Here is a 24,976-nt window from a genome sequence, read left to right on the forward strand (position 1 = left end):
ACGATGGCCAAGAAGTTCCTTTATTTTGTCGCGACCTGCATCGTCATCGTGCTGGTGGCGGGCATCATCTACAAGCGGTTCGAGGCCGAAATCACGGCGCTGGCGCTGGTGCCGACGACCGAATTCGTCCCCACCACGCCGCTGGAAGACAATGCCTATGAAGACCCGGCGCTGTGGTACTCGCGGCCCGGTATCGGAGTGAATGATCCGGCACGCTGGCAGCCCGCCTGGGCCGAAGGCAGCACGCCGCCCGCCGCGCCTGCCGCCGCGCCGCCCCGCTTTGCGGTGTTCTTCGTCCATCCGACCAGCCTGATTGATCGCACCCGCTGGAATGCCTCGCTCGATGCGCCCGATGCCGAGGCCGAACGCATTGCGCGGGTCTATCTGCGCGGCATGGCCAGCCCCTTCAACGCGGCGAGCGAAATCTGGGCGCCGCGTTACCGGCAGGCAACTTTCGGTGCCTTCCTGACCGATGCGCCCGAAGGACGCCTTGCCATCGAGGCTGCCTATCAGGACGTGCGCGAAGCGTGGCGCTATTTCCTCTCCTCGGTCGGCCCCGATACCCCGATTGTGATCGCTGGCCATTCGCAAGGTGCACTGCATCTCAAGCGGTTGCTGGCCGAAGAGGTGCGCGGTGCGCCCGTCGCGGAGCGGCTGGCGGCGGCCTACCTGATTGGCTGGCCTGTGTCGGTGCAGCACGATCTGCCGGGTCTGGGCTTCCCCGCCTGTGCAACAGCCGATCAGGCGGGTTGCATCCTCAGCTGGTCAAGCTTTGCCGAACCGGCTGATCCTTCCGCCGTGCTCAAGGCCTATGCCCAGATGCCCGCACTTGATGGTGCATCGCCGGGCACGACGCCGATGGTCTGCACCAACCCGCTCACCGGGATATTCGGCGGTGCGGCAGAGGCGCGCGCCAATCTCGGCACGCTGGTGCCCGAAGACAGCATGGAACAGGGCGAACTGGTGGCGGGCGCCGTCCCGGCACGCTGCGACACGCGCGGACTGTTGCTGATCGGGCCGCCGCCCAAGATGGGTTCCTACGTGCTGCCCGGCAACAATTACCATGTCTATGACATCCCGCTGTTCTGGGCCAACACCAAGGCAGACGTGGCCCGGCGCGTGGCGGCATGGGCGAGCCAGCGCTGATCTTCACCGATGCGCGCGGCTTTGCCGCGGCCCTGCCCGCAGGGGGCGCGCTGCTCGGGCTCGACCTCGGCACCAAAACCATCGGCACCGCCAATTGCGATGCGGGCTGGCGCTTCGCCAGCAATGGCTCGACCATCACCCGCGCCAAATGGGGCCGCGACCGCGAACTGCTTGGCGAGATCATCAGGCAACGCCAGATCAAGGGCATCGTGCTGGGCCTGCCGCTCAACATGGACGGATCGGAAGGCCCGCGCGCGCAATCCTCGCGCGCCTATGCCCGCAACTGCGCCGAAGCCTTCGGTCTGCCAGTGCTGCTGTGGGACGAACGCTGGTCGACCCAGAGCGCCGAGGCGGCCATGATCGGGCAGGATATGAGCCGCGCCAAGCGCGCTGCCGCTATCGACAGCCATGCCGCTGCGGTGATCCTGCAAGGTGCAATTGATCGGCTGGCGGGCGGCATCCTCTAGGACGGACTGCGATTTAGCCCCTTGCGCCGCCTCTATCCGCGCTCCTAAACCGCGCGCCATGCCGAACACCCTCCCCCGCTTCGATGCGCGTGAAGCCTCGAAATATTTCTTCCGGCACGGCCATACCGGCTGGCTGGGGCTGCGCTTCCACGATCTGGGCGAAAACTGGGTCGAGCTCGAACTGCCATGGCGCGAGGATCTGCTCGGCGAACCTTCGCGCCCGGTGTTGGCCTCGGGCCCGATCATCAGCCTGATGGATATGGCAAGCGGCATGGCCATCTGGCAAACGACCGGCACCTTCACCCCCGTTGCCACGCTTGATTTGAGGGTCGATTACCAGCGCCCTGCCCGCGAAAGGGCAAGCGTGCTCGGCCGGGTCGAATGCTATCGCACCACGCGTTCGGCGGTCTTTGTGCGCGGCATCGCCCATGATGGCGATCCCGCTGATCCCGTGGCCCATGTCGCCGGCGTGTTCATGACCATCGCGGCCGACCCCCGCCAGAAAGACAATCCCGGAAGCGGAGGGCAGCCCTGATGGCGGATATCGAATTGCTGTCGGCCTATGCCCGCTCGCTCGGCATCACCGTGGTGGGGGAGGAAGGTGGCTTGCCGCTGCTGAGTGTGGATTTCGGGCCCAATGTCGAAGGCCGCCCGCAGCATTTCCATGGCGGGGCCACCGCGGGATTGCTCGAAACCGCAGGCTATGCGGCTTTGCGCACCGTGCTCCACAAGGAAGGTCGCGAGGTCGGGATGAAGCCGATCAACATCACGGTGCAATATCTCTCGGCGGGCAAATCGCGGCCGACCTTTGCGCTGGGCCGGATCACACGGCTCGGGCGGCGCAACGCCAATATCACCGTGGAAGCGTGGCAGGATGATCGGGAACGGCCGATAGCTTCGGCGGTGATGAATATCCTGATGGCCTGACGGGATCCCGGCGTCGTTCGCGCGCTGCCACAGACCTCAGGGTTGCGGCGCTGGCGAAGAGGCAGGCGTTGGCGAGGCGGCGGGCGAAGGCTGGATCGCCACCCCGCCCTGATCGACCCGCACATCCACCGGCACGCCCTGCACCTGCCCGCTGATCGTAACCCCCTGCCCGTCGATCGTGATCTGGGTCGCCGGATCGCCGGTCGCCTCCGGCCCATCGAGCGGCTGGACCGGGCCTTCGGGATCGGGCGTGTTCGTCGTCTTCGGCGTGGGCCGCAGGGCAAGCGCGCCGCTCATGAAGTTGCGCCAGATGCGCGCGGGCGTGCTGCCCCCCGTTACCCCGCGCATTGGCGTGTTGTCATCATTGCCGACCCACACGCCAACCACCAGCCCGCCCGCATAGCCCACGAACAGTGCATCGCGGTAATCCTGCGTCGTGCCGGTCTTGCCGAAATTCGCGACAGGCAGCACCGCGGCCCGCCCGGTGCCGCGGTTGATTGCGGCGCGCAGCATCTCTTCGAGGTCGCTGTGAACATGGCGTGGCAGCGAGCGCTTGCGTGTGGTCAGCCATTCCCACCAGCTCGGCTCGGCGCGGGCAAGCGGGGTCGGCTGCACCGGGAAGGCATTGCCCGCCACCCCTGCATAGGCGGCGGTCAATTCGAGCAAGGTCATGGTCGATGTGCCAAGCGCAAGGCTCGGATCGCCTTCGGCGAGCGGCGAGGTGATGCCGAAAGCCCGGGCGGTATCGATGACCTTGCTGCTTCTGACCGCTTGCATCAGGCGCACAGCAGCAACATTACTCGAAAAGGCAAAGGCATCCTCAAGCGTAATCCTGTCGGAATAGCGCCCATCAGCATTGCGCGGGCGATAACTGCCCTGCGTGATCTCGGTGTTGGGGATGGTGTCTTCGGGCGTCCAGCCGCTCTGAAGCGCGGTGGCATAGACGAACAGCTTGAAGGTCGAACCCGGTTGGCGGCGCGCCTGTGTCGCGCGGTTGAACGGCGAACGCGCGTAGTCCTTGCCGCCCACCATCGCGACCACTTCGCCATTGGGCCGCATTGCTACCAGCGCAACCTGCGCACCGCCGAGCCGCGCCCGCGAGGTCACCCGGCTGGCGAGCGCCTGCAAGCGCGCATCAAGCGTGGTGGTGAGCACTGATGCGCTGTAGGTGACATCAATCCCTTCGCGCACCAGCGGCAGCGCCCAGTCGGCGAAATAGGTGCCCGTCGGCACCCGATCATCTCGCCGCCGCACATCCAGCCGCGGATCGGGCAGACGCTTGGCCTCGGCGGGGGTGAGATAGCCTTCCTCGACCATCGCGGCGACCACCAGATCCATGCGCTTCCTTGCGCGCTCGTAATTGCGCGTCGGCGCATAGCGCGAGGGCGCTTGCAGCAATCCGGCAAGCATCGCCGCCTGTTCGGGGCGCAGCTTTTCGGGCTGGCGATAGAAATAATGCAGCGATGCGGCGCGCAGGCCATATTGGTTATCGCCGAAATAGGCGTTGGACAGGTAGCTTTCGAGGATCTCATCCTTGCTCAGCCAGGCTTCCAGCCACAGCGCAATCACCGCCTCACGCGCCTTGCGCGAGAGGCTTTGTTCGGGGGTCAGGAAGGTGAACTTGGCAAGCTGCTGGGTGATGGTCGATCCGCCGCCCACCCCCTTGAACAGCGCGCGCGCAACCCCGCGCGGATCGATCCCCCAGTGCGAATAGAAGCGCCGATCCTCGATCGCGAGGAAGGCCTGCACCACATGCGGCGGCAAGTCCGCGACTTTGACGGGTTCGGCCACCACGGCCCCGCTGCGGGCAATCGGGGTGCCATCGCTGGCCAAAAGGGTGACTTGCGGCGGCGCGATCGGCTCAAGGCTTTTGGACAGCGGCGCGGTGACAAGGAGCCAGGCAACGAGCAGGGCAAACACCGCCCCGCCCGCCATCGCGCCGCGCCCGGCCCACCAGATCCGGCTGCGCTTGCGCCAGTAATCGCGCTGCCACCACTTGGCGCGGCGGCGCACCTCGGCCTGCAAGGCCTCATCTACATCGGACAGGCGCGCATCCCATGCCGCGTAATCTGGCGCACCGCGCGGCGGGACAAAGCCCGCCCTGTCCGCCTCATCATCAGGATCGAGCGGGCGCCTGCTTTCATAGGTGGCATAGAATTCCGCAGAGTCATCATCGCGCCCCTTGTCGGGCGGCGGCGAGCGGCGGAATCGGTCAAATAGCCCCATGGCGCTGCTGTGTTAGCAGCCTAGAACAGTGCGCGGCAAGCGCTGCCTAGCGCTTCTTCGCCGCGCCTTCGGGCAGGTCTTCGTTGAACACGCGCTGGTAGTATTCCGCCACCAGCGTGCGCTCGGCCTCGTCACACTTGTTGAGGAAGCTCAAGCGGAAGGCAAAGCCGACCGATCCGAAGATCGCCGCATTCTGCGCCCAGGTGATCACCGTGCGCGGGCTCATCACCGTCGAGATATCGCCATTGATGAAGCCCTGCCGGGTGAGATCGGCAACCTTCACCATATCGGCGATCAACTTGTCATCGGCCTCGGGCGTCTTGGATTTGACGATCCGCTGTTCGGTTTCGGCAGGCAGATAATTGAGCGCGACGACGATATTCCAGCGGTCCATCTGCGCCTGGTTGATCGCCTGCGTGCCATGATAAAGCCCGCTGGTATCACCCAGACCCACCGTGTTGCTGGTCGCAAACAGGCGGAACCATGGCGAAGGCGTGATCACGCGGTTCTGATCGAGCAGCGTCAGGCGCCCATCAAATTCGAGCACGCGCTGGATCACGAACATCACGTCCGGGCGGCCCGCATCATATTCGTCAAAGGTCAGCGCCACCGGGTGCTGCAAGGCCCACGGCAGGATGCCTTCCTTGAATTCGGTAACCTGCAAGCCATCCTTGAGCACGATGGCATCGCGCCCGACCAGATCGATGCGGCTGATATGCGCATCAAGGTTCACACGGATGCTCGGCCAGTTGAGGCGCGCGGCGACCTGTTCGATGTGAGTCGATTTCCCGGTGCCGTGATAGCCCTGCACCATCACCCGGCGGTTATGGGCAAAGCCAGCAAGGATCGCGAGCGTCGTATCGTGATCGAATACATAAGACGGATCGAGTTCCGGCACGTGTTCATCCCGCTCGGAAAAGGCGGGCACTTGCCAGTCGACATCAATGCCGAAGGTGTCGCGGACATCGACAGTGGTGTCGGGCGCGCTGGGCATGGCCTTGTCGCCGGCGAATTCTTTGCGGATCGGAGAAGTCATTGCGCCGGGAGGGTTAGAACGCATGGGGCTGGCCTGCAAGGTGTGCCGTAAGGGAAAGTGCGCGGAATTGTGTGAGGGCGCTTTCGCTGTGTGGCGCTTGGCCTATAGTGCCGCCATGCCCGATCCGATCGAATCCCTGCGTTTACGGCTGGTTGACCGGGTGCGCGGCGTCTTCAACGATGCCGCGGCGGGCCAGCAGCCCGTTCCGCTTTCCGACGAGGCTTTGTTCGAACGCGATTCGCCGATCCGGCGTGTGCATGCCGATCTGGTCGGGATGATGAGCGGCGGCATCCGTGCGCTGCTGCTCCAGATGCTCCATCCCCACGCGCTGCAAGGGGTGCTCGATCATTCCAATTTCCGCGAGGACATGCATGGCCGCTTGCGGCGCACCGCGCGGTTCATTGCGATCACCACCTTTGCCCACCGCGACGAGGCGATGAAAGCGATTGACCGGGTCAACCGCATCCACGCCAAGGTGGGCGGCACCCTGCCCGATGGCACAACCTATTCAGCCACCAATCCGCGAACGCTCGCGTGGGTGCATGTTACCGAGGCCCAGAGCTTCCTGGCCGGTTATCTGCGCCATGTCCGCCCGGACATGCCGGGACATGAACAGGACGAATATTACCGCCAGTTCGCCCTGATTGCCCGCGCACTCGGGGCTGATCCCGTGCCCGAAACCCGCCGCGAGGCCGAAGCGATCTTCCGCACCTTGCGGGTCGATCTGGCGGGATCTCCCGCCGCGCGCGAGGTTGCCCAGCTCGTGCTCAACCAGAGGCCCAAGGGCACACCGCCCGGATTGCAGACGATGCTTGGCGCGGATGCTGTCGCCATGTTGCCGCCATTTGCGCGCAGTATGCTTGGACTCAGCCATCCCGGTCTGGTCGCCATGCCTGCGCGCGCGGCGACCTGGGGGATGGGCCGCACGCTCAGATGGGCGTTCAAGCAGACGTAAAAGGCGCGCACCGGCGCGCCATCGGGAGGAGCATGGACCATGCGCTACGTTGACGGATTTGTGATCGCCGTTCCCAAGGCCAATCGCCAGAAGTTCATCGACCATGCCGCGCATGCCGATCAGCTGTTTCTTGAAATGGGGGCAACCCGCGTGATCGAATGCTGGGCCGATGATGTGCCCACTGGCGAGCACACCGATTTTCGCATGGCGGTGAAAGCCACCGAGGATGAAGACGTGGTGTTTTCGTGGATCGAATGGCCCGACAAGGCCACTCGTGATGCCGGCATGGCCCGCATGATGGCACCCGATTTTGCCGACCCGCGGATGGACCCGGTCAAGAACCCGATGCCGTTCGATGGCAAGCGCATGATCTTTGGCGGGTTTGCGCCGGTCGTGACGCTGGAGGCATGAGATGGCGGCTTTCACCTTTTACACGGTCGCGATGAGCCGCGGACAGATTTCGCGCTGGGCCCTGTATGAGACCGCCGCATGAAGGTGCGCCCGGCAACCGCGGCAGATATCGGGCCGTGGTCACACCTGCGCGCCCAGCTTTGGCCCGATGACGATGCCGCCACCCATGCCGCAGACATTGCCGAGACCTTCCTATCCGGCAACCCCGATCAGATCGCCTTTGTCGCAGAGGATGATACGGGCCGGATGATCGGCTTTGTCGAGGCCAGCATCCGGCGCGATTATGTCGATGGCTGCGATACCTCGCCGGTCGCCTTCGGCGAAGGTGCCTTCATCCTGCCTGGGCTGCGCGGCACCGGCGTGGGCCGCGCGCTGGTCGAGGCGGTGGCGGAGTGGGGCCGCGCGAAGGGATGCACCGAACTCGCCTCCAATGCCTTGCTTGATAATGCCGCCAGCCATGCCTTCCATGAAGCGGTCGGCTTTGAGGAGACCGAGCGGGTTGTCTTCTTCCGCCGGATGCTGTGACGATCAGGCCAAGGCCGCGCTTTTCCTGAGCAATTGATAGGCTTCGACCACGGCGCCAAGCTGTGCCTCATGTCGCCGGTCCCCGCCGTTGCGATCAGGGTGATAGCGCCGCACCAATTCAGAATAGCGCCGACGCAGGCGGGTGCGATCCGTGTCGGAGCCAAGCCCCATCACTTCAAGCGCGCGGGCTTCATCGGGGGTGAATCGGGCGCTGGCAGCGGCTGCGCGCGCATGGTCTGCCGCACGGGCCTTGATCCCGCGCGCCCGGGCGGAAATGGCATCGAGCGGATCGGCATAATCGGCCCAGCGCGGCATCCCGTCGACACCTGCATCAGGGCGAAAGGCGCGGGTTTCGGTCTGCCAGCCGGCAATCGGCGACTGTGCCGCGATGATTTCTTCCGCGCTCATGCCTTCGAACCAATCATAGCCCGCGTTGAACTCGCGGACATGATCAAGGCAGAACCAGCGCCATTCGCCCGGCCCGTCAAAGCCATGCGGACGACGTCCGGGCGCACGGAATTCGCCCGGCTCGCGGCAGCCGGGCGCCTCGCAGCGGCGCTCTGCGGTTTCGAACCGCCCATGAAAACGTGGTGAAGGCATGAGAGAAGTTAGACGCGCAAACCCACGATTTGTGCCCTCAGCGCAGCCGCGCCGGATCAAGCGTGAAGAACATCACCTGAATGAGCCTGCCGTTCTCGACCGAATTTCCGAAGCCGGGGCAGGCCGTGTGCCAGAACCACGGTCGCAGCAGCACCAGCCGGTTGAACCGCATCGGGATTTCAAAAGTCTTCTCCCACGCAGCCATCCGCAGGCTGTCCTTGGCAAGGATCGTATTGCAGGCCTCGGCCACGCTGCCAAAACCCATCGCCTGCGCTTCGGCATCATTGATGGGTGCACGATCCGTGCCGGTCGCCTTGTGGCGATAGAATCGTGTGCCGCCCCGACAATCCTGTGGCCGCGACAGATAGAGGATACCCGACCATTGCGAGTCATCAACATGGACGCGCGCGGTGCGCGGATCGCTGGCAAGCGTCAGACGGCATTTGCCGTGCGATTCCAGCGGCTCAATCGGCTTCAACGGTTCGCCCGTGACGTGCGAGACGTAATCGGAGAGCCCCGGCAGTTCGAGCCGCTGGACGCTGTTGCGCCCCGGATAATTGCCACTCTGCCCGGGGTAATCGAGACCAAGCGCGAGCTGGCGGATCGCTTCGGGGTTTTCGAGAAAATCATCGATGATGATGAAAGACGTGGCCATAGGCGCGCGGCAATAGAAGGCTGATCGCAGCTTGGCAAACCGCGCCGCGCCGCTTGCATCCGCATCGCACCATCGCCACATCGCAGGTCAACCAAGGAGAGCCTTCCATCATGCCCGCCACCATCGCCGAGGAAATGCACGATCTGCTGGAGCAAGCCTTCGCGCCAACCCGGCTCGCCATCATCAACGACAGCGCCAAGCACCACGGACACATGGGCGATGATGGCTCGGGCGAATCGCATTTCACCATCGAGATCGAGGCTGTGGCTTTTGCCACCATGAACCGCCTCGCCCGCCAGCGCGCGGTGATCGCGGCGCTCGGCGATATTGTCGGCAAGCGCGTTCACGCCGTGGCGATCAAGGCCAGCGTGCCCGCCGCGTGACGCTCAACCCCAACCTGCGCCTGCGCCGGGCGGCGCGGATCATCGTGCTCGATCCCGAGGGGCGCGCGTTGATGTTCCGCTATGATGTGCCGGGCCGCCCGCCCTTCTGGGTAACAGCCGGCGGCGAATGCGAGCCGGGCGAAAGCTTCGATGCGGCAGCCCGGCGCGAATTGCTCGAGGAAACCGGCATCATCGCCGACCCCGGCGAGGAAATCGCGCGGCTGACGCCCGAATTCATCACCGTCGAAGGCGAACCGGTGCAGGCCGACGAACGATTTTACCTCGTCCGCGTTTCCGAGGCGCGCATCGATACTTCGCGGCACACCGCGCTGGAGCAACGGCTCATGACGCAGCACCGCTGGTTTACCCGCGCAGAGCTTGCCGATTGGCCCGAAGCGGTGTTTCCTGAGAGCATCGTCACCATGATTGAACAGCAGGAGCGCGCGCGATGATTACCCAGACGATCACCCCGGTGACTCACGATCTCGGCGCGTTTCAGGTGCGCCGGGTGCTGCCTTCGAAAGCGCGCACGATGGTGGGGCCGTTCATCTTCGTCGACCAGTTCGGCCCGGCAAGCCTGACAGGCGATGGCATGGGCGTGCGCCCGCATCCGCATATCAACCTCGCCACCGTGACGTGGCTGTTTGACGGAGCGATCGAGCACCGCGACAGCTTGGGCAGCTTTGCCACGATCCGCCCCGGTCAGGTCAATCTGATGACGGCGGGCAGCGGGATCGTTCATTCCGAGCGCAGCCCCAAGGGTGAGCTTGCCGATAATCCCGGCCTGTTCGGGATGCAGACCTGGCCTGCCTTGCCCAACGGGCAGGAAGAAATTGCCCCGGCCTTCGAAGCCATGACCGATTTGCCGGTGATTACGGCCAAGGGCGCAAAGGCATGGGTGATCATGGGCGAATTGTGGGGCGCAAAAGCGCCCACCACGACCTATGCGCAGACGATCTATGCCGAAATCGTGCTTGAGGCGGGCGGCAGCGTGCCGCTCGATATCAGCGCCGATGAACGCGCGGTGATGCTGGTGAACGGCGATGCCCGCGTCGATGGAGTCGCGCTCGAGCAATATCAGCTTGCCGTGCTCGCGCCGGATACAGCGATGACGCTGACCAGCGCCGGCGGCGCACGGGTCATGCTGCTGGGCGGGGAAGCCTTCACCTCACAGCGCCATGTGTGGTGGAACTTCGTCAGCTCGCGGCCCGAACGCATCGCACAGGCCAAGGCCGATTGGGAAGGTGGGCGCTTTCCGCTGGTTCCGGGCGATAGTGATGAATTTATCCCCTTGCCTGCCCGGGCAAATCAGGCCAGCCATCCCCCGCAGGCCGACTGATCGGCCGACGGGAGAGAGCTATGGATTATGCGGGCAAGGTGGCGTGGATCACCGGCGCCTCGTCAGGGATTGGCGCCGCGCTGGCGCGGGACCTGGCGGCGCGGGGCGCACATGTGGTGCTGTCAGGCCGGGATGCGGCGCGGCTGGCCGAAGTCGCCGCCGATTGCGGCGAGACGCTGATCCTCCCCTTTGATGTACGCGATGAAGCGGCGCTGGCCGACGCCACCGCCAAGGCCATTGCATGGAAAGGCGGCGTTGACATAGCCTTCGCCAATGCGGGCATCTCCCAGCGCAGCCGCGCTCTCAAGACCGATATGCAGGTCTACCGCGATATCATTGCGATTGATCTCACGGCACAGATCGCTTTTGCGCAAGGGCTGATCGGGCACATGGCCGCGCGCGGCTCGGGCGCTCTCGGCTTTATCTCCTCGATTGCCGGCAAGGTCGGCGTGCCGATGCGCACCGCCTATTGCGCGGCGAAGTTCGGGCTGGCGGGCTACGCCGATACGCTGCGCGGCGAATTGTCGCAGACTGGGGTGAGCGTCCACGTGATCTATCCCGGCTCGGTCGCCACCGGGGTATCCCGCAACGCGCTGATGGCAGATGGCAGCAAGCGCGGCAAATCCGATCCCGCGATCGACAATGGCATCCCGGCGGATGTCGCGGCGCGCGAGATGCTTGACGGAATCGCGCAAGGCGCGCGCGAGATCATCGTCGCCGAAGGCGGTGAACGCGCCATGGGCGAAATGCGTCGCACCCCCGATGCCCTGTTCGATCAGATCGCGGACATGGTCGCCAAGGGCTACATGGAAAAGCTGGAGGCGGCGGAATGAGCCAGTTCGAACAGAAGCGGGTACATCTGCCCAACGGCATTCATCTCGATGTGGTCGACGAAGGCCCGGTCGATGCCCCGGTGCTGATCTTCCTCCACGGCTTTCCTGAAAGCCACCGCACCTGGCGGCACCAGATCGCGCATTTTGCGGATCGCTTCCGCTGCATCGCCCCCGACCAGCGCGGCTATCGCGGATCATCCAAGCCGCAAGCGGTCGAGGCCTACACCCCCGACAAGCTGATCGGCGATATCTTCCTCCTCGCCGATACGCTCGGCATCCCGCGCTTCACCATTGTCGGCCACGACTGGGGCGGCGCGATTGCCTGGGGCGTGGCGCTGGCCGGGCAGCATGCGCGGGTCGAACGCGCGGTGATCGCCAACGCGCCGCACCCGGCAATTTTCCAGCAGCTGCTTTACACCCATCCCGGCCAACGCGCGGCCAGCCAGTATATCCGCGGCTTTCGCGATCCGGCCAATGATGCGCTGGTCAAGGATCAGGGGCTTACCGGGCTGCTCCTCAAAGAGGTCAAATGGGATCGCCCTTCGGCGATGGAGCCGGAAGAGCGCGACGCGCTGCTGCGCGATTGGCAGAACCGCGATGCGGCCTTCGGGATGCTCAATTACTATCGCGCCAGCCCGATCGATGTGCCGGATATGGACGCGCCCTTCGCCCTGCCCGAAGGCTACACCCCGCCCAATCTGCCCAAGCTCACGATCCCGACACTGGTGATCTGGGCGCTTGATGATCTGGCCTTGCCGCCCGAGAATATCGCAGGGCTGGAGACGATCATCGATCCCCTGACCATCGTGCGGGTGCCCGATTGCGGGCATTTCGTGCCGTGGGAAGCGCCGCAGGCGGTGAACGCGGCGATGGAGGCCTTTCTGGCAGGCTAGGCTAGCTGCCGAGCCACTCCACCCATGCGCCGTGCGGGTGGGCATGGGACAGCAGGTGCTCCTCGCCCCTATGGCCCGCGCCGTCCCACTGACGCACCCGCAATTCGTGGCGGAAGGTTGCCGGGTCGGTTTCGAGCGCGATCCAGCCGAGCGGAGCCTCGCGGGTCGCCGCAGCGCCTGCCGCTGCAAAGGCCGCGGTGATCCGCGCCTGCGTGGCCGCGGGCAGATATTGCCACATGATCGAATGGAACATGACCCGTGCGGTACCCGGCTGGTGGGGCCGCGTCAGCATTGCGGCGGCAAAATCGCCCGCATCAGCGGCGACCAGATCGGGCGGTTGCCGAAGAGCCAGCGCAATCGCCGCATCGATCCGTGCCAGCCGTTCGGCTGCATCGGGCCAGACATAGGCTTTCAGCCGCAGCGCCGCATCGGGATCGGCAAGGTCGATCGGCGCAATATCGCAGCCCTTGACCGAAAGGATTGCAAAATCGGCAGGCGGCTCGGGCGGCGACGGCCCACGCCAGTCAGGCACGATCCGCATCGGCGAGCCTTCCGGCCCGACTGCGGTGCTGCCGAGCCGAAAGACATAACGATCGATCATCGTGTTGACTCCGGCGCTCGCGCCCAGTTCAAACAGGTCGAACTGCGGCCTCTGCACCCGCTGCGCCAGCCACAGCAGGCCCGCCATGATGCTTGCCGCGCGGCCCGCCTCGTTGGTCTGCGGCGGGCCATCGAGCCACGGGAGCAGGCGCACATCGAAGCGGTGCGTCAGGTCAAGCACGAGCGCATCGACTGCAGCCTGATCGGTGATATCACCGCTATAGACCGCCGCCAGCCGTTCATCTGCGCCGGTCAGCAGCAGATGGTGAAAGCCGCCCGCAATCCGTAGCGGCATCGCATCCTTGAGCGTAAGGCCGGGCCAATGGGCGATCCGCCGTCCGGTTGCCGTGTCGCTCGCCCGGACCCCGGCGAGCGCGCGGATCACGCGTGCCGTGGCAGGTGCACCATTTTCCTCGGCATGGCGGGCCTGCCATTCGAGCGCGGCGGCAAAGTCGTCAAGCGCCATGATCCCCGCCTCGCCCGTCGCCATCACCATTGCCCTTTTGCCGCACTGCAACTAAGTGCGCGCAGGATCATGACCCTGAATTCTGCCCACGACAATCCCGGTCAGCTGACCTTTGCCATCCCCAAGGGGCGCATCCTCGACGAAGCGCTGCCAGTGATGGCGCGCGCCGGGGTTGAGCCTGAGGCCGCCTTCCACGATCCCAAGAGCCGCGCGCTGGCCTTTGGCACGAACCGCGCTGACATGCGCCTGATCCGGGTGCGCGCCTTCGATGTGGCGACCTTTGTGGCGCACGGCGCCGCGCAGATCGGCATTGTCGGCTCGGACGTGATCGAGGAATTCGACTATTCCGATCTCTACGCCCCCGTTGATCTCGGCATCGGCCATTGCCGCCTTTCGGTCGCCCGGCTGGCGGATGATCCGGGCGCGGATGCGCTCCACAGCCACCTGCGCGTTGCGACCAAGTATCCCTCGCTCACCCGCCGCCATTTCGAGGCCAAGGGTGTGCAGGCTGAATGCGTCAAGCTGAATGGCGCGATGGAGCTGGCGCCTTCGCTCGGCCTTGCGCGGCTGATCGTCGATCTGGTGTCGACCGGGCGGACCCTGCTCGAGAACGGGCTGGTGGAGACGGATCGCATTCTCGACATTTCAGCGCGGCTGATTGTCAACCGCGCGGCACTCAAAACCGATCCGCGCGTTGCCGATCTCGTTGCGGCGTTCCGCCGTGATGCCGAAGCCCGCACGAAAGCCGCCGCATGATCCCGATCCTTTCCACCACCCAGCCCGATTTCGAGGCAAAGTTCGCGCGCCTTGTCGATGCGCGCCGCGAGGCGGATCGCGATGTGGCAGGGCAGGTCGCCGATATTCTCCACACGGTGAAGCTGCGGGGCGATGCCGCGCTGGTCGATTACACCCAGCGCTTCGATGGCTATGCGCTGGCGAACGATGCCGACTGGCAGATCCCGCTCGAAGAGTGCGCGCGCGCCTATGCCGAACTGCCCGCCGACCTGCGCGAAGCGCTGGATCTCGCCGCGGCGCGCATCCGTGCCTACCACCAAGCACAGCTGCCCGAAGATCGCGACTATATCGACGCCAGCGGCGTGCGGCTTGGCGCGATCTGGCGCGCGGTTGACGCCGCCGGGCTCTATGTGCCGGGCGGGCGCGCGGCCTATCCTTCCAGCCTGCTGATGAACGCCATTCCCGCGCGGGTGGCAGGCGTCGGGCGGCTGGTGGTGACCACCCCCACCCCCAAGGGCGCGGCCAATGAACTGGTGCTCGCCGCTGCGCATATTGCCGGCGTTGATGAAATCTGGCGCGTTGGCGGGGCGCAGGCTGTGGGCGCGCTTGCCTATGGCACCGAACGCATCCAGCCCGTTGACGTCATCACCGGCCCGGGCAATGCCTGGGTGGCCGAAGCCAAGCGACAATTGTTCGGCGTGGTCGGCATCGACATGGTCGCCGGGCCTTCGGAAATCCTCGTGATTGCCGATGGCAGGAACGATCCGGACTGGATCGCCGCTGATCTGCTGTCGCAAGCCGAACATGATCCGACCTCGCAATCGATCCTGATCACCGATGATGCCAGCTTCGCGCGGCAGGTTGAAGATTGCATCGATTTGCAGATCAGCAAGCTCGCTACCGGCAAGACGGCCCGCACATCGTGGGACACGCACGGCGTGATGATCGTGGTCGAAGATCTCGCCGCCGAAGCGCCCGCGCTCGCCAATCGGCTGGCGGCCGAACATGTCGAGCTGGCGGTCGATGATCCCGAACCGATGCTGCGCGCCATCCGCCATGCAGGCAGCGTGTTCCTTGGCCGGATGACCCCTGAGGCCGTGGGCGATTATGTCGCAGGCCCCAACCATGTCCTGCCAACCGGCAGGCGCGCCCGGTTCTCGAGCGGGCTGTCGGTACTTGATTTCATGAAGCGCACCAGCTTCCTCGGGCTCGATGAAGCCTCCTTTGCCGCGATTGGCCCCGCCGCCGCGCGGCTTGCCCATGCCGAAGGCCTGCCCGCGCACGCCCAATCGGTCGAACTGAGGTTGAAATGAACCACGCCCCCAAATCGCAGGCCCGCTCGGCAGCTCGTCTTGCCGCCGTTCAGGCGCTGTATCAGCTGCAGATGGAGCAGACCGCGCTCGCCAAGCTGCTCGACGAATTCCACCAGCACCGACTGGGCCGCGCCGTCGATGACGAAGGCGAGGGCGAGCCGGTCTATGCCGAGGCCGAAACCGCATTTTTCGATGATGTGGTGCGCGGGGTGGCGGCTCGCATCGACGAAATCGATGCGCTGGTGGCATCGAAACTCGCCGCAGGCTGGACCACGGCGCGGCTCGACAAGACCATGCTGCAAGTGCTGCGCGCGGGGACTTACGAATTGCTTGCCCGGCGCGATATTCCGGTGGCGGTGGCCATCAATGAATATGTCGAAGTCGCCAAGGCGTTCTTTGACGATACCGAAGCGCGCTTTGTGAACGGCGTGCTCGACGCGGTCGCGAAAGACGCGCGCTAGGCATCACGGATCGGCCTGATCCAAGAACCCCAGCGGAATATCGAGCCGCTGCGCCCAGGCATTTTCCTCATGCTCGGTGCCGAAAAAGCTGCGGCTTTCGTAATGCGGCAAGGCCCAGCCGCGCCGCGCCATCATCGCATCAAACGCCTTGAAGAAGGGCGGGTAAAAGGCATCGAGTGTGCCGGTGCCGTGATCAAGATAAAGCCGGTTCACCGCCGGATCGAGCCGGGTGGTGGCGAGATAGGCATCGAAAGCGGCGGCCACGGCGGCCGGACGATCCGCCATGTCGGGCGCTTCCACCCCGCCCATCGGCAAATGAGTCGACAAGCCCGCCGCTTGCCCGAACACCTCGGGATATTCCGCCATGGCATACAGGCTGATCAACCCGCCCATCGATGAGCCCATCACGGCTGTGTCGCGCGCCTCCGGCAGGGTGCGGTACTGCGCATCAATCGCGGGCTTCAATTCCTTCACCACAAAGGCGAGATAGGCATCCGCCATCAGCACCCGCGGGCGGGCCGTTCCGCCGAAATCGCCTGCGATCACCTCGCGGCGGAACGGCTCGGGCAGGTGCCGCCACACTTTTTGCGGGAACAGCGTGGCATAGCGTTCCTGCGGGCTTTCAATCCCGACGACAATCCATTGCCGCAGATCGCCGCGTGCCGCCAGACGGGTGATCGTTTCGTCGACCTGCCATTCCTTGTCGAAGTTCGAATGGCGGGGATCAAACAGGTTCTCCGCATCATGCATGTAGAGCACCGGAAAACGTGCGGCGCTGTCCGCCGAATAGCCGGGCGGGAGCCACACCCACACACGCGGCAGATCGGCAAGATAGGCGCTGCGGGTCACCGGCCCCGGCGCGATTGTCCCGGCGCTGACTTGCGGCGGGCCAAGCATCGTCCGGTCGCGCGCGCTGGCGGCGATGGTGAAAGCGCCCAGCAGCACGGCGCAGGCAAGCCTGATGGCGCAAAAGCGTGGTGACATCGTCCCTCCCCCGTGCAAACTCGGCCCCATGATACGGAATCAACACGAGCGGCGCAAAGCCCCATGAACGAAAGCCAGTTCATCGCCGCGCTCCAAAAGCTTGCGCTGCACCCCGGTGCGCGCGGTCTTGAGGATGATTGCGCGGTGATCGCCTTGGGCGGGGAACACCTGATCCTCACCACCGACATGATGGCCGAAGGCACGCATTATCGCCCGCAGGCCGACATGGCCGATGTCGCCTGGAAGCTGGTGGCGGTAAACCTCTCCGATCTCGCATCCAAGGGCGCTGAACCGATCGGGCTGCTGCTCGGCCATTCGCTGGGGCGAAGCGATGCCCGGTTCCTTGCCGGGCTGCGCGACGTGCTCGACGCCTTTGGCGTGACGCTGCTCGGCGGTGACACGATTGCGGCGACGGGGGCGAGCACCTCGTGCATCACCGCGCTCGGCCGGGCGACCCATGTGCCGGTGCCCTCGCGGCAAGGGGCGCAGGCCGGAGACAATCTCTATGTCACCGGCATGCTGGGCCGCGCAATGCTGGGTTTCGAAGGCGTGGAAGAGCATCTGCCCGCCTTCAACCGGCCCGTCCCGCGCCTTGCCGAAGGCCGCGCGCTCGCACCGGTGGTGAGCGCGATGATGGACATATCCGATGGCCTGCTGCTCGATTGCTGGCGCATGGCGCAGACAAGCGGGGCGACGATCCAGCTGGAAACCACCGCGATCCCGGTGGCTGATCCGGCGCGGCTTGATGCATGCGTGCGCTGGGGGGATGATTACGAACTGCTCTTCACCCTGCCCCCCGGTGCGGATCTGCCTGTCGCCGCCACGCGCATCGGCACAGTGCTGGAACAGCGCCCTGCCCCGCTGATCTTCGGTGAAACCCCGATCCACCGGCCCGACAATCTCGGCTATCGCCACGGCTAATTCCGGCGCAAGGGTTGCCAGTTTCCCTAGCGTAAGTCATGCTCCCCCCAAGTTGCTCTCACAAGACCGCAAGCGGCAGGGGCGCAGCACACCTTGGGGGAGGGACAAAATATGAGCCTGCTGCTCATTTCGATTGGTCTTGGTCTGCTGGCGATTGTCTATGGCATCGTCACCAGTTTTCAGGTGCTGGGCGCGAGCCCCGGCAATGCCCGGATGCTGGAAATTGCCAGCGCCATCCAGGAAGGCGCGCAGGCCTATCTCAACCGGCAATACACCACGATCGCGCTGGTCGGCGTAGCTGTGGCGGCGATTGTCGCCGTAGCGCTGGGCGCGGTGCCCGCCATCGGCTTTGTAGCGGGCGCGGTGCTGTCCGGGGCGGCAGGCTATATCGGCATGAACATCTCGGTGCGCGCCAATGTCCGCACCGCCGCCGCAGCCGAACAGGGCTTGCAGGCGGGCCTGACCCTCGCCTTCCGCGCGGGCGCGATCACGGGGATGCTGGTGGCTGGCCTCGCGCTGCTGGCGATAGCGGTGTTCTTCTACGCACTGATCGGCCCGATGGGATATGCGCCGGGCAACCGCACCGTGATTGACGGGCTGGTCGGCCTTGCTTTTGGTGCATCGCTGATCTCGATCTTCGCGCGCCTTGGTGGCGGCATCTTTACCAAGGCGGCTGATGTCGGCGCGGACCTTGTCGGCAAGGTCGAGGCCGGGATCCCCGAAGATGATCCGCGCAACCCCGCCGTGATCGCCGATAATGTCGGCGACAACGTCGGTGATTGCGCCGGCATGGCGGCTGATCTGTTCGAGACCTACGTGGTGACAGTCGGTGCCACGATGGTTCTCACCGCGCTGCTGCTGACAGGCCTTGGCGATCTGTTGCTGCCGCTGATGGCACTGCCGCTGCTGATCGGCGGTGCGTGCATCGTCACCAGCATAATCGGCACCTATTTCGTGCGGCTCGGCGGTGGCACCAACGTGATGGGCGCCATGTACAAGGGCTTCATCGTCACGGCGGTCTTGTCGATCCCCCTGATTTACCTTGTGACCCAATATGCGCTCGGCACGGCGGGGGCGGATATGAACACGGTGCTGACCGAAGGCACCACCATCACACCCTTTACCGGGATGGACCTGTTCGCCTGCGCCCTGCTGGGCCTTGTCATCACCGGGCTGATCATCTGGATCACGGAATATTACACCGGCACGGGTTATCGCCCGGTGCGCTCGATCGCCAAGGCCTCGGAAACCGGGCACGGCACCAATGTCATCCAGGGGCTCGCAATCAGTCTGGAATCGACCGCGCTGCCCACGCTGGTGATCGCAGCAGGGATCATCATCGCCTATCAACTCGCAGGTCTCATGGGGATTGCCTATGCCGCCACCGCCATGCTGGCGCTGGCGGGGATGGTGGTCGCGCTCGACGCCTATGGCCCGGTCACCGACAATGCGGGCGGCATCGCCGAAATGGCTGGGCTCGATGATAGCGTGCGCGAGAAGACCGATCTGCTCGATGCGGTCGGCAATACCACCAAGGCGGTGACCAAGGGCTATGCCATCGGCTCGGCCGGGCTCGGCGCGCTGGTGCTGTTTGCCGCCTACACCACCGATCTGCGCGAGTTCTTCCCCGATCTCACTGTCAATTTCAGCTTGGAGAACCCCTACGTCATCGTCGGGCTGTTTCTCGGTGCCTTGCTGCCCTACCTGTTCGGCGCCATGGGAATGACAGCGGTGGGCCGCGCGGCAGGCGATGTGGTGATCGATGTGCGCGAACAATTCGCAAGCAATCCCGGCATAATGGCGGGCACATCCAAGCCCGATTATGCCCGCACCGTCGATCTCGTCACCAAGGCGGCGATCAAGGAAATGATCATCCCCTCGCTGCTGCCGGTCCTGACACCGATCATCGTCTATTTCGCGATCACCGCCATTGCCGGGCAGGCCAATGGCTTTGCCGCGCTCGGCGCCCTGTTGCTCGGCGTGATCGTTGGCGGCCTGTTCGTTGCGCTCTCGATGACAGCGGGCGGCGGCGCGTGGGACAACGCCAAGAAATACATCGAAGACGGCCATCACGGCGGCAAGGGTTCCGAAGCGCACAAGGCTGCGGTGACGGGCGACACGGTGGGCGATCCCTACAAGGACACCGCCGGGCCTGCTGTCAATCCGATGATCAAGATCACCAATATCGTGGCCCTGCTGCTGCTCGCGGCGCTGGCGCATGGTGCGGGGTGATGGCTTGACGGGCCGGTAAAGGCTCCGCATGGCGCGCGGCATGACTGATACGCCCAGCAATGCCGCGCTTGTCGCAGGCCTGATCCGGCTTCTCACCGTGGAAAAGCGCGCCGCCGATATCTATGCGGGGCCGCCGCAAAAGGACGGGATCGGCCGCGTGTTCGGCGGGCAAGTGCTCGCGCAGGCCTTGCAGGCCGCCCAAGCGAGCATTGCCGATGGCAAGGTCGCGCATTCGCTCCACGCCTATTTCCTGCGCGGCGGGCGCGAGGGCGCACCGATCGAATACCGTATCGAGCGCGATTTCGACGGACGCTCCTTTGCCAACCGCCGGGTGGTCGCCTCCCAGGAGAACGAGGATGGCCGCCCGGTCCCGATCCTCAACCTGACAGCGAGTTTCCAACTGCCCGAAGAGGGCCTTGAGCATGTCGATTCCCCGATGCCCGACGTGCCCTTCCCCGAAGACCTGCGCCCCGACATGGAACAGCGCCGCGACATCGCCGCGAAGTGGGGCGACAAGCTGTCCGAAGCGCAGCGTGCGATGATGCTGCGCCCGCGCCCGATCGAGATGCGCACCTGCGATGCGTTGCACTGGATGAGCCGCGAACCGCGGGAGCCGCGCGCGCATAGCTGGTTCCGCGTGTGCGGGCCGATCACCGGGGCCGACGACACCCCCGAATTGCACCGCGCGATCATCACCTATGCGAGCGATTACACCCTGCTTGGCACCAGCGCCCTGCCCCATGGCCTGAGCTGGATGCGGAACGAGCTGGTCGGCGCAAGCCTTGATCATGCGATCTGGTTCCACTCGCCCAAGGACAAGCCGCCGCGTGCGGATGAATGGCTGCTCTATGCCACGGATGCGCCATGGTCAGGCGGCGGGCGCGGCTTCAACCGCGGGCGGATCTTCAACCGCTCAGGTGAACTGGTCGCCAGCGTCGCGCAGGAAGGCATGATGCGCCGGAAGGTGACAAGCTAGCGCGCGGCTTGCACCGCACGCCCGCCTGCCCGATATGGGGCCGGTGCCCCGGATACAGCCCTTCCATCTGATCATCGCCAATAACCTGCTCCAGAACGTGACCAATTTCACGGTCTGGTTCGCGCTGGTGTTCTGGGCCTTTCTCGAAACCCGCTCGGTGTTCGTCACCGGCATGATCGGCGGCATCCATCTGGCTTTTACCGGCGGGCTGGCGATCTGGTTCGGCAGTCTGGTCGATCACCACCGCAAGCAGCGGGTGATGCTGGCATCGAGCCTCGGCTCGTTGGCGTGCTATGGCGCGGCGCTGGCGGTCTGCCTCATGACGCCCGCCGCAGAGCTGACTCGCACCGGTGGCGCGATGCTGTGGATCCTGATCCTGCTCACCATGCTGGGCGTGATTGCCGGCAACCTGCGGATGATCGCCCTGCCGACGCTGGTCACACTGCTGGTGGCCGAGGACAAGCGCGACAAGGCAAACGGGTTGGTGGGCATGGTCGGCGGGATTGGCTTTCTCGTGACCTCGGCGATCAGCGGCTTTCTGGTCGCGTGGGACGGGATGCGCGGCACGCTGATCCTGGCCATCGGCGGCACCGTACTGGCCTTCGCGCACATGCTCATCATCCGGATCGACGAGCCACCGGCGCAATCGGAAACAGCGGGAAGCCGCAACCGGATCGATCTGCGCGGCACGATCACGGTCATCGCCGCGGTGCCGGGCCTGTTCGCGCTGATCATCTTCGCGACCTTCAACAACCTGCTTGGCGGCGTGTTCATGGCGCTGATGGATGGCTACGGCCTGTCGCTGATGGGGGTCGAGGAATGGGGCCTGATGTGGGCCATAACGTCGACCGCCTTCATCGCCAGCGGCATGGTGATCGCACGCTTCGGGCTGGGGGCGCGGCCCTTGCGATTGCTGCTGCTGGTCAACCTCGTGACCTGGCTGGCCGCAAGCCTGTTCACGATCCAGCCATCGATTGCCTTGCTGGTGATCGGCTGCGTGGTGTGGATGTTCTTCGGCCCCTTTGCCGAAGCTGCCGAGCAGACGACCTTGCAGAAAGTGGTTACCTACGAACGGCAGGGCCGCGTCTTCGGCTTTGCCCAGTCGGTCGAGCAGGCGGCCTCGCCACTCACCGCCTTCCTGATCGGGCCGTTCACCCAGTTCGTCGCGATCCCCTACATGACCACCGGTGCGGGCGCCGAGCTGATCGGCGGCTGGTTCGGCACCGGGCCGGATCGCGGCATGGCGCTGGTGTTCTGCCTGACCGGCGTGCTCGGGATGGTGCTGACGCTCGCAGCGTTCGGCTCGCGCGCCTATCGCGACCTTTCGGCGGCCTATGCCGCGCCGGGCATCCCGCCGCCCGACCGAAGTGCGGACGGCGGCAACATCTGATCGGCGATCAATGCGCCAGGAACATCGGCATCTGCGGCTCGGTCAGCGAGTGGCGTGTCACCCCGCCGAACAGCATCTCGGCAAAGCGCGAGTGGCCATAGGCGCCCATCACCAGCAGCACACAGCCGCGCATTTGCGCTGCCGAAAACAGCGTGTCGGAAATGCGCGCGTCCCCGCGCGGGATTGCGACGATTTCCGCCTCGATGCCGTGGCGGCTGAGATATTGCGCCCCCTCGAGCGGCGGGAAATCAAACCGGCCCTCGCCGCGCGGTTCCTCGACCGTGGCAAGATACACCTTGCTCGCCATCGCCAGCAGCGGCACCGCACGGCGCAGCGCAACGCAAGCCTCGGCCGAGCCGTTCCAGCCCACCAGCATCGGGCCGGTCACATCAAACCGCTTGGTATCGGCGGGCACCACCATCACCGGCACGGGAGCCTTCAGCGCCAGGGTTCCCGCCATGCCCGAAGGCCCACGTGCCCCCTCGCCCGCATCATGCGGGCCGATCAGCACGATATCCGCGAGCGCGGCCTGTTCGAGCAGGCGGTATTCGGCCGCGCCATAGACAAAGCGCCAGTCCCACGCGACATCCTCCTTGGCGAGCGCGGCCTCGATCTCGGCGCGCAGCTTTTCTGCCGCTTCCTTGATCACGGGCATCGCCGCCGCCATCGCCGAACCATAGAAATCGCCCGGCGCGAAAACCTCATAGGAAATGGCTTGCAGGCAGGTGATGTGGCCATTGCTGGCCCGCGCCAGATCAAGCGCGACTTGCAAGCGGGCCGGCATGGCGCGGTCGCTATCAATATGCAGCAGGATCGATTTCATGGCTGTGTCCTCCCGGATAATGTCCTGTTCCATACCGCGCCGCTGGCGAGGCTACATTGATCAGGATCAACTTTCCTCTCCGCGCCGGGCCGCTGCGTCGGTGATCCGCTTGCAAGCAGGCCAGCATCGGGTAGTCTCCCTGCCGGGGAGAATACCATGCAGATCACGCGCCATCCACCTTTCAAAACCTCGCTGGAGCCGTCCAACCACCCCTATCTGACCGGGCCGTGGACGCCGCTGCACGAAGAAGTCGATGCGGCGCAGCTTGATGTGATCGAAGGCGCGATCCCGGCCGATATTGACGGGATTTACCTGCGCAACACCGAAAACCCGGTGCATCAGCCGCTTGGCCGCCATCATCCTTTCGATGGCGATGCGATGGTCCATCAAGTCAATATCTCAGGCGGGAAGGCAAGCTATCGCAACCGCTTTGTGCGCACCCATTGCTTTGAGGCCGAACAGATCGCGGGCCAATCGCTCTGGGGCGGGTTGATGGACCCGTGGGGCACATCCAAGCGCCCCGGTTTTGGCGCGCATGGCGGGCTGAAGGACACCGGCTCGACCGACATCATCGTCCACGCCGGGATTGCCTATGCCACGCTGTACCAATGCGGCGAGGCATGGATGCTCGATCCCGTCACGCTTGCCAATCTCGGAAAGGCGCCGTGGGGGCCGCTTGATGGGATTTCGGCCCATCCCAAGGTTGATGAGGCGACCGGCGAGATGATGTTCTTCAATTATTCGAAGCACGCGCCCTTCATGCATTACGGCGTGGTCGATCGGACGGGGCGGCTGGTGCATTATGTGCCCATCCCCTTGCCCGGCCCACGCCTTCCGCATGATATGGCGATCACCAAAAACTGGTCGATCCTCAATGACATGCCGCTGTTCTGGGATGAAGAGCTGCTGGCGCGCGATATCCATGCCGCGCGCCTCCACGAAGGCCTGCCGACCCGCTTTGCCCTGATCCCGCGCCACGGCCAGCCCGCAGAGATCCGCTGGTTCGAGGCCGCGCCCACCTACGTGCTCCACTGGACCAATGCGTGGGAAGAGGGCGATGAAGTGATCCTCGAAGGCTATCATCAGGCCAAACCCATGCCCGATCCGCTGCCCGAGATGGGCCGCTACAGCCACATGATGGCCTATGTTGACGAGCACAGCTTCCAGTCGCGCCTGCATCGCTGGCGCTTCAACCTCAAAACCGGCGAAACCCGCGAGGAGCGGCTGAGCGAGCGGATCGTCGAATTCGGCATGATCAATCCGGCCTATGCGATGCGCCCAAGCCGCTACGTCTGGTCGACCACCACCCGCCCCGGCTGGTTCCTGTTCAACGGCTATGTCCGCCACGATACGCAGACGGGCGAGGAGCAGGTCTATCGCCTGCCCGACGGCGTCTATGCCAGCGAAAGCCCGATGATCCCCAGGAAAGGCGCTTCGGCGGAAGACGCGGGCTACCTCGTCACTTTCCTCATCGACGAGAACACCGGCACGTCCGAATGCGCCATTCTCGATGCGAGCAATATCGCCCAGGGCCCGATTTGCCGCATGGCCCTGCCGCACAAGATCTCATCAGGCACGCATTCGGTCTGGGTCGAGCACGAACAGCTGCGCCGCGATGCCGCCATCGCGCAGGCGGCGCGGGAAAAGGCACTCGTCGATTAGGATAGCCCGCTTATCCG

Annotated in this window: 27 protein-coding genes; 20 read left to right on the forward strand and 7 right to left on the reverse strand. The window is 65.0% G+C overall.

What is annotated here, in order from left to right; genetic code table 11:
- Positions 1-3: 3 nt before the first annotated feature.
- Genes SOQ14_RS04320 through SOQ14_RS04335 form a run of 4 tightly spaced genes read left to right on the forward strand, consistent with a single transcriptional unit; the run spans position 4 to position 2,540 of the window.
- Positions 4-1,146 (forward strand): DUF3089 domain-containing protein, encoded by a 1,143-nt coding sequence (locus SOQ14_RS04320; RefSeq protein ID WP_322896829.1) that lies wholly within the window; start codon positions 4-6, stop codon positions 1,144-1,146.
- On the forward strand, positions 1,128-1,613 hold the full coding sequence (ruvX, locus tag SOQ14_RS04325; protein ID WP_322896830.1) for a Holliday junction resolvase RuvX: 486 nt from the start codon (positions 1,128-1,130) through the stop codon (positions 1,611-1,613). The genes SOQ14_RS04320 and ruvX overlap by 19 nt, the downstream gene beginning before the upstream one ends.
- A gap of 58 nt (positions 1,614-1,671) precedes the next feature.
- On the forward strand, positions 1,672-2,148 hold the full coding sequence (locus tag SOQ14_RS04330; RefSeq protein ID WP_322896831.1) for a PaaI family thioesterase: 477 nt from the start codon (positions 1,672-1,674) through the stop codon (positions 2,146-2,148).
- Positions 2,148-2,540: a PaaI family thioesterase gene (locus SOQ14_RS04335; RefSeq protein ID WP_322896832.1), complete on the forward strand. Its 393-nt coding sequence runs from the start codon at positions 2,148-2,150 to the stop codon at positions 2,538-2,540. Before SOQ14_RS04330 ends, SOQ14_RS04335 begins: the two co-directional genes overlap by 1 nt.
- Positions 2,541-2,576: 36 nt before the next feature.
- Here the strand turns inward: SOQ14_RS04335 and SOQ14_RS04340 are convergent, their stop codons facing one another.
- Positions 2,577-4,766 carry a transglycosylase domain-containing protein gene (locus tag SOQ14_RS04340; protein ID WP_322896833.1) on the reverse strand — a complete coding sequence of 730 codons (2,190 nt, stop codon included), beginning with the start codon at positions 4,764-4,766 and terminating at the stop codon, positions 2,577-2,579.
- Between the two features lie 46 nt (positions 4,767-4,812).
- Positions 4,813-5,802 carry a cobaltochelatase subunit CobS gene (cobS, locus tag SOQ14_RS04345; protein ID WP_322896834.1) on the reverse strand — a complete coding sequence of 330 codons (990 nt, stop codon included), beginning with the start codon at positions 5,800-5,802 and terminating at the stop codon, positions 4,813-4,815.
- Positions 5,803-5,917: 115 nt separating this feature from the next.
- On the opposite strand from cobS, the gene SOQ14_RS04350 reads away from it, so the two are divergent.
- From SOQ14_RS04350 to aac(6'), 3 genes are all read left to right on the forward strand, one after another.
- Positions 5,918-6,757: an oxygenase MpaB family protein gene (locus tag SOQ14_RS04350; protein WP_322896835.1), complete on the forward strand. Its 840-nt coding sequence runs from the start codon at positions 5,918-5,920 to the stop codon at positions 6,755-6,757.
- Between the two features lie 39 nt (positions 6,758-6,796).
- On the forward strand, positions 6,797-7,168 hold the full coding sequence (locus tag SOQ14_RS04355; RefSeq protein WP_322896836.1) for a DUF1428 domain-containing protein: 372 nt from the start codon (positions 6,797-6,799) through the stop codon (positions 7,166-7,168).
- Positions 7,169-7,246: 78 nt separating this feature from the next.
- A complete protein-coding gene (gene aac(6') / locus SOQ14_RS04360; RefSeq protein ID WP_322896837.1) occupies positions 7,247-7,693 on the forward strand; it encodes an aminoglycoside 6'-N-acetyltransferase in 447 nt (148 codons plus the stop codon).
- A gap of 3 nt (positions 7,694-7,696) precedes the next feature.
- Here aac(6') and SOQ14_RS04365 read toward each other — a convergent pair whose 3' ends face one another.
- Together SOQ14_RS04365 and SOQ14_RS04370 are read right to left on the reverse strand one after the other, a co-directional pair.
- Positions 7,697-8,293 (reverse strand): DnaJ domain-containing protein, encoded by a 597-nt coding sequence (locus tag SOQ14_RS04365; RefSeq protein WP_322896838.1) that lies wholly within the window; start codon positions 8,291-8,293, stop codon positions 7,697-7,699.
- A gap of 37 nt (positions 8,294-8,330) precedes the next feature.
- Positions 8,331-8,948 carry a DUF6445 family protein gene (locus SOQ14_RS04370; protein WP_322896839.1) on the reverse strand — a complete coding sequence of 206 codons (618 nt, stop codon included), beginning with the start codon at positions 8,946-8,948 and terminating at the stop codon, positions 8,331-8,333.
- A 110-nt stretch (positions 8,949-9,058) separates the two neighbouring features.
- On the opposite strand from SOQ14_RS04370, the gene SOQ14_RS04375 reads away from it, so the two are divergent.
- The 5 genes from SOQ14_RS04375 to SOQ14_RS04395 are packed head-to-tail and all read left to right on the forward strand — an operon-like array spanning position 9,059 to position 12,396.
- The gene (locus SOQ14_RS04375; protein ID WP_322896840.1) at positions 9,059-9,331 is read left to right on the forward strand and encodes a BolA family protein; all 273 of its coding nucleotides are present in this window, start codon (positions 9,059-9,061) and stop codon (positions 9,329-9,331) included.
- On the forward strand, positions 9,328-9,783 hold the full coding sequence (locus SOQ14_RS04380; RefSeq protein WP_322896841.1) for an NUDIX hydrolase: 456 nt from the start codon (positions 9,328-9,330) through the stop codon (positions 9,781-9,783). The genes SOQ14_RS04375 and SOQ14_RS04380 overlap by 4 nt, the downstream gene beginning before the upstream one ends.
- Complete coding sequence (locus tag SOQ14_RS04385) at positions 9,780-10,670, forward strand: pirin family protein (RefSeq protein ID WP_322896842.1); 891 nt, start codon at positions 9,780-9,782, stop codon at positions 10,668-10,670. Before SOQ14_RS04380 ends, SOQ14_RS04385 begins: the two co-directional genes overlap by 4 nt.
- Positions 10,671-10,690: 20 nt before the next feature.
- The gene (locus SOQ14_RS04390) at positions 10,691-11,503 is read left to right on the forward strand and encodes an SDR family NAD(P)-dependent oxidoreductase (RefSeq protein WP_322896843.1); all 813 of its coding nucleotides are present in this window, start codon (positions 10,691-10,693) and stop codon (positions 11,501-11,503) included.
- On the forward strand, positions 11,500-12,396 hold the full coding sequence (locus SOQ14_RS04395) for an alpha/beta fold hydrolase (RefSeq protein ID WP_322896844.1): 897 nt from the start codon (positions 11,500-11,502) through the stop codon (positions 12,394-12,396). The genes SOQ14_RS04390 and SOQ14_RS04395 overlap by 4 nt, the downstream gene beginning before the upstream one ends.
- 1 nt (position 12,397) lies before the next feature.
- Here SOQ14_RS04395 and SOQ14_RS04400 read toward each other — a convergent pair whose 3' ends face one another.
- Entirely contained in the window at positions 12,398-13,492 is a 1,095-nt protein-coding gene (locus SOQ14_RS04400) for a DUF2332 domain-containing protein (protein WP_322896845.1), read from the reverse strand.
- Between the two features lie 39 nt (positions 13,493-13,531).
- On the opposite strand from SOQ14_RS04400, the gene hisG reads away from it, so the two are divergent.
- The 3 genes from hisG to nusB are packed head-to-tail and all read left to right on the forward strand — an operon-like array spanning position 13,532 to position 15,971.
- Positions 13,532-14,218, forward strand: a complete 687-nt coding sequence (hisG, locus tag SOQ14_RS04405; protein ID WP_322896846.1) for an ATP phosphoribosyltransferase — start codon at positions 13,532-13,534, stop codon at positions 14,216-14,218.
- A complete protein-coding gene (gene hisD, locus SOQ14_RS04410; protein ID WP_322896847.1) occupies positions 14,215-15,510 on the forward strand; it encodes a histidinol dehydrogenase in 1,296 nt (431 codons plus the stop codon). The genes hisG and hisD overlap by 4 nt, the downstream gene beginning before the upstream one ends.
- Entirely contained in the window at positions 15,507-15,971 is a 465-nt protein-coding gene (gene nusB, locus SOQ14_RS04415; RefSeq protein WP_322896848.1) for a transcription antitermination factor NusB, read from the forward strand. Before hisD ends, nusB begins: the two co-directional genes overlap by 4 nt.
- A 3-nt stretch (positions 15,972-15,974) precedes the next feature.
- Here nusB and SOQ14_RS04420 read toward each other — a convergent pair whose 3' ends face one another.
- Positions 15,975-16,955 (reverse strand): alpha/beta hydrolase, encoded by a 981-nt coding sequence (locus tag SOQ14_RS04420; protein WP_322896849.1) that lies wholly within the window; start codon positions 16,953-16,955, stop codon positions 15,975-15,977.
- A 63-nt stretch (positions 16,956-17,018) separates the two neighbouring features.
- On the opposite strand from SOQ14_RS04420, the gene thiL reads away from it, so the two are divergent.
- The 4 genes from thiL (at position 17,019) to SOQ14_RS04440 (ending at position 22,474) form a co-directional block, all read left to right on the forward strand.
- Positions 17,019-17,876 (forward strand): thiamine-phosphate kinase, encoded by an 858-nt coding sequence (gene thiL / locus SOQ14_RS04425; protein ID WP_322896850.1) that lies wholly within the window; start codon positions 17,019-17,021, stop codon positions 17,874-17,876.
- A 111-nt stretch (positions 17,877-17,987) separates the two neighbouring features.
- A complete protein-coding gene (locus tag SOQ14_RS04430; protein ID WP_322896851.1) occupies positions 17,988-20,108 on the forward strand; it encodes a sodium-translocating pyrophosphatase in 2,121 nt (706 codons plus the stop codon).
- Positions 20,109-20,148: 40 nt separating this feature from the next.
- Positions 20,149-21,084 (forward strand): acyl-CoA thioesterase, encoded by a 936-nt coding sequence (locus SOQ14_RS04435; RefSeq protein ID WP_322896852.1) that lies wholly within the window; start codon positions 20,149-20,151, stop codon positions 21,082-21,084.
- Positions 21,085-21,118: 34 nt separating this feature from the next.
- Positions 21,119-22,474, forward strand: coding sequence for an MFS transporter (locus tag SOQ14_RS04440; protein ID WP_322896853.1), 1,356 nt, complete (start codon positions 21,119-21,121; stop codon positions 22,472-22,474).
- Positions 22,475-22,481: 7 nt separating this feature from the next.
- Here the strand turns inward: SOQ14_RS04440 and SOQ14_RS04445 are convergent, their stop codons facing one another.
- Positions 22,482-23,330 (reverse strand): universal stress protein, encoded by an 849-nt coding sequence (locus SOQ14_RS04445; RefSeq protein ID WP_322896854.1) that lies wholly within the window; start codon positions 23,328-23,330, stop codon positions 22,482-22,484.
- A 123-nt stretch (positions 23,331-23,453) separates the two neighbouring features.
- Here SOQ14_RS04445 and SOQ14_RS04450 point away from each other — a divergent pair, with 123 nt between their 5' ends.
- Positions 23,454-24,959 carry a carotenoid oxygenase family protein gene (locus SOQ14_RS04450; protein WP_322896855.1) on the forward strand — a complete coding sequence of 502 codons (1,506 nt, stop codon included), beginning with the start codon at positions 23,454-23,456 and terminating at the stop codon, positions 24,957-24,959.
- The last annotated feature ends 17 nt before the right edge of the window (positions 24,960-24,976 follow it).

The sequence above is a fragment of the Erythrobacter epiphyticus genome (genome assembly GCF_034653295.1).
GTDB lineage: Bacteria > Pseudomonadota > Alphaproteobacteria > Sphingomonadales > Sphingomonadaceae > Erythrobacter.

Coding starts and splice junctions, on each gene's coding strand:
- cobS (WP_322896834.1), bottom strand. CDS start 5,802: ATGACTTCTCCGATCCGCAAAGAATTCGCCGGCGACAAGGCCATGCCC.
- SOQ14_RS04395 (WP_322896844.1), top strand. CDS start 11,500: ATGAGCCAGTTCGAACAGAAGCGGGTACATCTGCCCAACGGCATTCAT.
- SOQ14_RS04450 (WP_322896855.1), top strand. CDS start 23,454: ATGCAGATCACGCGCCATCCACCTTTCAAAACCTCGCTGGAGCCGTCC.
- hisD (WP_322896847.1), top strand. CDS start 14,215: ATGATCCCGATCCTTTCCACCACCCAGCCCGATTTCGAGGCAAAGTTC.
- SOQ14_RS04355 (WP_322896836.1), top strand. CDS start 6,797: ATGCGCTACGTTGACGGATTTGTGATCGCCGTTCCCAAGGCCAATCGC.
- SOQ14_RS04340 (WP_322896833.1), bottom strand. CDS start 4,766: ATGGGGCTATTTGACCGATTCCGCCGCTCGCCGCCGCCCGACAAGGGG.
- SOQ14_RS04350 (WP_322896835.1), top strand. CDS start 5,918: ATGCCCGATCCGATCGAATCCCTGCGTTTACGGCTGGTTGACCGGGTG.
- SOQ14_RS04440 (WP_322896853.1), top strand. CDS start 21,119: ATGGGGCCGGTGCCCCGGATACAGCCCTTCCATCTGATCATCGCCAAT.
- nusB (WP_322896848.1), top strand. CDS start 15,507: ATGAACCACGCCCCCAAATCGCAGGCCCGCTCGGCAGCTCGTCTTGCC.
- SOQ14_RS04375 (WP_322896840.1), top strand. CDS start 9,059: ATGCCCGCCACCATCGCCGAGGAAATGCACGATCTGCTGGAGCAAGCC.
- SOQ14_RS04445 (WP_322896854.1), bottom strand. CDS start 23,330: ATGGAACAGGACATTATCCGGGAGGACACAGCCATGAAATCGATCCTG.
- thiL (WP_322896850.1), top strand. CDS start 17,019: ATGAACGAAAGCCAGTTCATCGCCGCGCTCCAAAAGCTTGCGCTGCAC.
- SOQ14_RS04400 (WP_322896845.1), bottom strand. CDS start 13,492: ATGGTGATGGCGACGGGCGAGGCGGGGATCATGGCGCTTGACGACTTT.
- SOQ14_RS04370 (WP_322896839.1), bottom strand. CDS start 8,948: ATGGCCACGTCTTTCATCATCATCGATGATTTTCTCGAAAACCCCGAA.
- SOQ14_RS04390 (WP_322896843.1), top strand. CDS start 10,691: ATGGATTATGCGGGCAAGGTGGCGTGGATCACCGGCGCCTCGTCAGGG.
- SOQ14_RS04335 (WP_322896832.1), top strand. CDS start 2,148: ATGGCGGATATCGAATTGCTGTCGGCCTATGCCCGCTCGCTCGGCATC.
- ruvX (WP_322896830.1), top strand. CDS start 1,128: ATGGGCGAGCCAGCGCTGATCTTCACCGATGCGCGCGGCTTTGCCGCG.
- SOQ14_RS04320 (WP_322896829.1), top strand. CDS start 4: ATGGCCAAGAAGTTCCTTTATTTTGTCGCGACCTGCATCGTCATCGTG.
- SOQ14_RS04420 (WP_322896849.1), bottom strand. CDS start 16,955: ATGTCACCACGCTTTTGCGCCATCAGGCTTGCCTGCGCCGTGCTGCTG.
- SOQ14_RS04330 (WP_322896831.1), top strand. CDS start 1,672: ATGCCGAACACCCTCCCCCGCTTCGATGCGCGTGAAGCCTCGAAATAT.
- SOQ14_RS04430 (WP_322896851.1), top strand. CDS start 17,988: ATGAGCCTGCTGCTCATTTCGATTGGTCTTGGTCTGCTGGCGATTGTC.
- SOQ14_RS04365 (WP_322896838.1), bottom strand. CDS start 8,293: ATGCCTTCACCACGTTTTCATGGGCGGTTCGAAACCGCAGAGCGCCGC.
- SOQ14_RS04435 (WP_322896852.1), top strand. CDS start 20,149: ATGACTGATACGCCCAGCAATGCCGCGCTTGTCGCAGGCCTGATCCGG.
- SOQ14_RS04385 (WP_322896842.1), top strand. CDS start 9,780: ATGATTACCCAGACGATCACCCCGGTGACTCACGATCTCGGCGCGTTT.
- hisG (WP_322896846.1), top strand. CDS start 13,532: ATGACCCTGAATTCTGCCCACGACAATCCCGGTCAGCTGACCTTTGCC.